A 4,913-nucleotide genomic window follows, 5' to 3' on the forward strand; every position below is an offset into this window, starting at 1 on the left:
CGGTGGTGATGGCGGCGACCACCCGGTCCATCGTCGGCGGCTCTTGCCCGGGGAGTTCCCGCTCGACGGAGGTCATGTCGACATCGGGCATGCCGCAGGCGACCGCGAGCTTCCAGGGGGTGAGGTCGCCGATGACATTGAGAGCGAAGCCGTGCGTGGAGACATTGCGGCCGACGCGCATACCGATGGACGTGATCTTGCGGCCGGTGTCGCGGGTCCAGACGCCGGTCAGGAGCTCGGAACCCGGTGGGGTGTCACGGCGTTCGGCGGGAATCCCGAGCTCGGCCAGGGCCGTGACGAGTCGGTGCTCGACGTCGCGGATGAGGTCGACGACGCCTTCGCCGGGTTGCAGTTTGACGATGAGATAGCCCACGAGCTGGCCGGGCCCGTGATAGGTGAGCTGGCCGCCGCGGCGGGTCAGGAGGACCGGGATATCGGTCTCGGGGGCGGGGAAGTGGGCCTCGGGGGTCCGGGCCCCGGCGGTGAAGATGGGTTCGTGGCTCAGGAGCCACAGGGTGTCGGGCCGCTGGTCGGCGACGCGCTCCTCCCACATCTCCTGCATGCGGTCCATCGCCGCCGAGTACTCGATGAGGCTGTCGGTGTCGTCGATGAGGGTCAGCGGCCGGGACTTCACACGTTCATTCGTACCACCGCCGGCTTGGCCACCGCGCCGACAGGGTGGTCTCGAGCTGGGAAAATCCGGGTGAGGTGGCCTGATTACAAGGATTACGATGCGACCAGCAAGAATAGGTAGGAAATTCAGCCCGACCCGTAACCAGCCTGGGGAGTGACGAACCATCGTGGCCGATGACAACAGTGCCGAGCAGACCGCTGCGTTGAGCGAGGAGTCGCTCTCCGCCGCCGCGGAAGCTGCTGAGAAGGCGTTCGCCTCGGCCTCGACCCTGGACGAGCTGGCTGCCGCCAAGACCGAGTACATGGGTGGCAAATCGCCGATCTCGCTGGCGCAGCGGTCGCTGGGCACGCTGCCCAAGGAGGAGAAGGCCGACGCCGGCAAGCGTGTCAATGTCGCGCGCGGCCGGGTGTCGCAGGCGTACGAGACCCGCCAGGCCGAACTGCTCGCCGAGCGCGACGCCGCGGTCCTGGTCGCCGAGACCATCGACGTCACCCTGCCCGCCCGTCGGCACGCCGAGGGCGCGCGGCACCCGATCTCGGTGCTGTCCGAGCGGGTCGCGGATGTGTTCGTGGCCATGGGCTGGGAGGTCGCCGAGGGTCCCGAGGTCGAGACCGAGCACTTCAACTTCGACGCCCTCAACTTCCTGCCGGACCACCCGGCCCGCACCATGCAGGACACCTTCCACATCGCGCCGGAGGGTTCGCGGCAGGTGCTGCGCACGCACACCTCGCCGGTTCAGGTGCGCTCCATGCTGTCTCGCGAGCTGCCGATCTACGTGGTCTGCCCGGGGCGGACCTTCCGCACCGACGAGCTGGACGCCACTCACACCCCGGTGTTCTCGCAGATCGAGGGTCTGGCCATCGACAAGGGCCTGACGATGGCGCACCTCAAGGGCACCCTGGACTCCTTCGCGCGGTCGCTGTTCGGTCCGAACACCACCACGCGCATGCGGCCCAGCTTCTTCCCCTTCACCGAGCCGTCCGCCGAGGTGGACGTGTGGTTCGAGGACAAGAAGGGCGGCCCCGGCTGGGTCGAGTGGGGCGGCTGCGGCATGGTGAACCCGAAGGTGCTCATCGCCAGCGGCATCGATCCCGAGGTGTACAGCGGTTTTGCGTTCGGCATGGGTCTGGAACGGACCCTGCAGTTCCGCAACGGCCTGCCGGACATGCGTGACATCGTCGAGGGCGATGTGCGCTTCACGCTGCCGTTCGGCATCCAGTCCTGACCTGACCCCGATACGAGGAAGCGAAACGTCAAGTGCGAGTAGCGCAGTCCTGGCTGACGGAAATCCTGCAGCGGACCACCCCCGGGTGGTCGGTGACGCCGGAGGAGCTCGACGCGGGGTTCGTCCGGGTCGGGCTGGAGGTCGAAGAGGTCGACCAGTTGCACCAGGTGCAGGGTGACATCGAGCACCCGCTGGTGGTCGGACGGGTCGCCGAGATCACCGAGCTGACCGAGTTCAAGAAGCCGATCCGCTTCTGCAAGGTGGACGTCGGCAATCCCGAGCTGCAGGAGATCGTCTGCGGCGCACGGAATTTCGCCGTCGGCGATCTGGTGGTCGTGGTGCTGCCCGGTGGCGTGCTGCCCGGTGGCTTCCAGATCGCGTCGCGGAAGACCTACGGCCACACCAGCAATGGCATGATCTGCTCGGTCGCCGAACTGGGGATCGGGAAGGACCACAGCGGCATCCTGGTGCTGGAGCCCGGTACCGCCGAGCCCGGCGCGGACGCCAATGAGCTGCTGGGTCTGGACGATACGGTCATCGAGCTGGCCATCACCCCCGACCGCGGCTACGCCTTCTCGGCACGCGGCCTGGCGCGTGAACTGGCCTGCGGCTTCGACCTGGAATACGGCGATCCGGCCGTGCGGCTGCTGCCGGACGACGAGGCCGATGCCTGGTCGGTGAAGCTCGAGCCCGATTCGCTGTGCACGCGCTTCGCGGTGCGCCGGGTGACCGGCATCGACCCGAAGGCCGTGAGCCCGTGGTGGCTGCAGCGTCGCCTGCTGCTCTCGGGCGTGCGGCCCATCTCCCCGGCCGTCGACGTCACCAACTACGTGATGCTCGAGCTCGGCCAGCCGCTGCATGCCTTCGACGCCACGAAGGTGCAGGGCGGTTTCGTGGTGCGCCGCGCGCACAAGGGCGAAACATTGCGCACCCTCGACGAGGCCGAGCGCACCCTCGACTCCGAGGACGTGGTGATCGCCGATGACAGCGGCGTCATCTCGCTCGCGGGCATCATGGGCGGCGCGAGCACCGAGGTGTCCGGCACCTCCACCGACATCCTGCTCGAGGCCGCCACCTGGAACCCGGTGGCCGTGGCTCGCACCGCGCGCCGCCACAAGCTCGGTTCCGAGGCCAGCCGTCGGTTCGAGCGGATCGTGGACCCCGAGGTCAATGTGGCCGCCCTGGATCGCGCCGGCACGCTGCTGGCCGAGATCGCCGGTGGCACAGTCGAATCCGTGCTGACCGACGTGCGCGTGCCCACCCCGGCGCGGCAGCCGATCGTCATGGACATCGACCTGGCCGACCGCACCGCGGGCGTGCACTACGCCCCCGGTGCGGCCACCCTCCGCCTGCAGCAGGTGGGCTGCGCCATCGAGGTCGGCGTCAGCGAGTCCGGGCACGGGCAGCTGGTCGTCACCCCGCCGAGCTGGCGGCCCGACCTCACCCAGCCCGCCGACCTGGTCGAGGAGGTGCTGCGCCTGGAGGGTCTGGACAAGATCCCGTCGGTGCTGCCCACCGCCCCCGCCGGCCGCGGCCTCACCGCCCAGCAGCGCCGCCGCCGCGCGGTGAGCAAGGCGCTGGCATTCGAGGGCTGCGTCGAGGTGCCCGCGCCGGTCTTCATGCCCGGCGGTGTCTTCGACACCTGGGGTCTGGACGCGGATGACTCGCGCCGCAAGACGTTGCGCGTGCTCAACCCGCTCGATGTCGAGCGCGCCGAGCTGTCGTCCACGCTGTTGCCCGGCCTGCTGGAGATCGCCGCCCGCAATATTTCTCGCGGGGAGCGCGACCTCGCCATCTACGGCATCGGCCAGGTCACGCTGCCGACCGAGCAGACCGTGCCGGTGGGCCCGCTGCCCGTCGACCGCCGTCCCACCGAGGACGAGATCGGCGTGCTGCTGCAGTCGTTGCCGGAGCAGCCGATCCACATCGGTGCCGTGCTCACCGGTCGCCGCGAGCCGCGGGGCCCGTGGGGTGCGGGTCGTGCGGTCGAGGCGGGCGACGCCTTCGCCCTGGTGGACGCGATCGCCGACGCTTCGGGCCTGGTGATCGAACGTCGTGCCGCGCACTACCTTCCGTGGCACCCGGGCCGTTGCGCCGAGCTCGTCGTCGACGGGGTCGTCGTCGGCCACGCCGGTGAACTGCACCCCGCGGTCCTGGAGCGCTCGGGTCTGCCCCCGCGCACCTGCGCCGTGGAACTCGACCTCGACGCACTGCCGCTGCGCGAAATCCGGCCCACCCCCGTGGTTTCCGCGTTTCCCGCGGTGCTGCAGGACGTGTCGATCAGCGTCGACAAGGCCGTCTCCGCCGCCGCCGTGGAGGACGCCCTCCGCACCGGCGCGGGCGAACTGCTCGAGAACATCTCGCTCTTCGATGTCTACGAGGGCGCCCAGGCCGGTGAGGGCCGCAAGTCCCTGACCTACGCCCTGCGCTTCCGTGCCATCGACCGCACCCTGACCGAGGACGAGGCCAGCGCCGCCCGCGACGCAGCCGTCGCCGCCGCGTCCTCCGCGGTAGGAGCGGTCATCCGCGCCTGACCCGAACCGGTAAACACAACGGAGGCTCCGAACCCGGGGCCTCCGTTGTCATTTCCGCGGTTCGCTCAGCTCGGTGGTGTTGCTCGCCCGGATGTCGTTGACTTCGATCAGCAGGGGCAGGCGGAGCGGGATCTCCGCGCCGACAGCGGTCAGGATGCTGATGTGCGCTGAGCCGCCAGCGGCACGGTGAGAACGACGTCGAACCCCACCCACGTCACCCGCCACTGGTCCGCCTGATAACCGGTCCGGAAATGTAGTGGCCAGCAACGCAATCCACGCGGCCATAGCGAGTGGTACGGCCGATTAGGCGAACCTCCCAACTCGATATCGCCTGCAGCGCAGCATCGTCGATCACAAGTCCGAAGGTATGCGCCTGGGCCCGGAACGAAAACCAAAGAAGACGAGCTGCGAAAATCCGCGATCGCGCCGCCCGGGCAATAGAAGCCAAAAGATAAAGAACCAAAACCCAAAAGATCAAAAGATTAAAGATGCCTGGAGAAGGGAGGGGGTCGGGCTCACG

The 4,913-nt window shown here is 68.9% G+C and carries 4 protein-coding genes; 2 read left to right on the forward strand and 2 right to left on the reverse strand.

Annotated features, from left to right (window positions below; all coding sequences use genetic code 11):
- Positions 1–634, reverse strand: a 634-nt coding sequence (gene lipB / locus ACFXN1_RS23180) for a lipoyl(octanoyl) transferase LipB (protein ID WP_379463665.1), incomplete at its 3' end; no start/stop codon positions are given.
- A gap of 166 nt (positions 635–800) precedes the next feature.
- Here lipB and pheS point away from each other — a divergent pair.
- Positions 801–1,859, forward strand: coding sequence for a phenylalanine--tRNA ligase subunit alpha (gene pheS, locus ACFXN1_RS23185; protein ID WP_379446545.1), 1,059 nt, complete (start codon positions 801–803; stop codon positions 1,857–1,859).
- 32 nt (positions 1,860–1,891) lie between these two features.
- Positions 1,892–4,393, forward strand: coding sequence for a phenylalanine--tRNA ligase subunit beta (gene pheT, locus ACFXN1_RS23190; protein WP_379446544.1), 2,502 nt, complete (start codon positions 1,892–1,894; stop codon positions 4,391–4,393).
- Between the two features lie 214 nt (positions 4,394–4,607).
- Here the strand turns inward: pheT and ACFXN1_RS23195 are convergent.
- Positions 4,608–4,913, reverse strand: a 306-nt coding sequence (locus ACFXN1_RS23195) for a hypothetical protein (RefSeq protein WP_379463666.1), incomplete at its 5' end; no start/stop codon positions are given.

Source organism: Nocardia sp. NPDC059154 (genome assembly GCF_042755705.1).
GTDB lineage: Bacteria > Actinomycetota > Actinomycetes > Mycobacteriales > Mycobacteriaceae > Nocardia.